This is a genomic window from Sporosarcina sp. E16_8, assembly GCF_017347095.1.
Lineage (GTDB): Bacteria > Bacillota > Bacilli > Bacillales_A > Planococcaceae > Sporosarcina.
Genome location: NZ_JADPRZ010000132.1, coordinates 1 through 596, shown reverse-complemented (window position 1 = coordinate 596; position 596 = coordinate 1). Strand labels below are relative to the sequence as shown.

Annotated in this window: 1 protein-coding gene and 3 tRNA genes; all 4 read right to left on the bottom strand. The window is 45.3% G+C overall.

Annotation, left to right across the window (positions count from 1 at the left end; translation table 11 throughout):
- Window positions 1–65: 65 nt before the first annotated feature.
- Window positions 66–209: a hypothetical protein gene (locus I2484_RS21245; protein WP_207153006.1), complete on the bottom strand. Its 144-nt coding sequence runs from the start codon at window positions 207–209 to the stop codon at window positions 66–68.
- A 106-nt stretch (window positions 210–315) separates the two neighbouring features.
- Window positions 316–396 (bottom strand) — tRNA-Leu (locus I2484_RS21240).
- 41 nt (window positions 397–437) lie between these two features.
- Window positions 438–511, bottom strand: a tRNA-Cys gene (locus I2484_RS21235).
- Between the two features lie 8 nt (window positions 512–519).
- Window positions 520–594, bottom strand: a tRNA-Gly gene (locus tag I2484_RS21230).
- Window positions 595–596 lie beyond the last annotated feature (2 nt).

The window sequence follows — 596 nt, the reverse complement described above, 5'->3', positions numbered from 1 at the left end:
ATCCTGAAAAATCAGCTTTACTGACTTCCAGGATAGCCCGACAATAACTAAGTTATGGTTAGCTACTATTCTTCACCAACGTCATTTGACAAAGAACCTTTCTCTTTCGTACTCTCTGTTGTAAGAGTATGAATATGCACATCTCGCGCAAGATCAAAGCAGCGTCCTACAGAGGCTTCGATGAATTCCTTATGTTCAATTAATGGCATAACGGTTCCTCCACTCAATATTCTTTTATTCACTGTAGCATAGTAAGGTCAAAGCTGAAATTGAGCACAAAAAAAACACAACCAAAGTTGTGTTTTTTCCATTTAATACCCGAGGCCGGACTTGAACCGGCACGCCTTACGGCATCGCATTTTGAGTGCGACGTGTCTGCCATTCCACCACTCGGGCATAATACTATTCATTTCAAGAACAACGATACATAAGAAAATTGGAGGCGGCAACCGGAATCGAACCGGTGGTAAGGGTGTTGCAGACCCATGCCTTACCGCTTGGCTATGCCGCCGTAGAAAATGGAGCGGAAGACGGGATTCGAACCCGCGACCCCGACCTTGGCAAGGTCGTATTCTACCACTGAACTACTTCCGCGA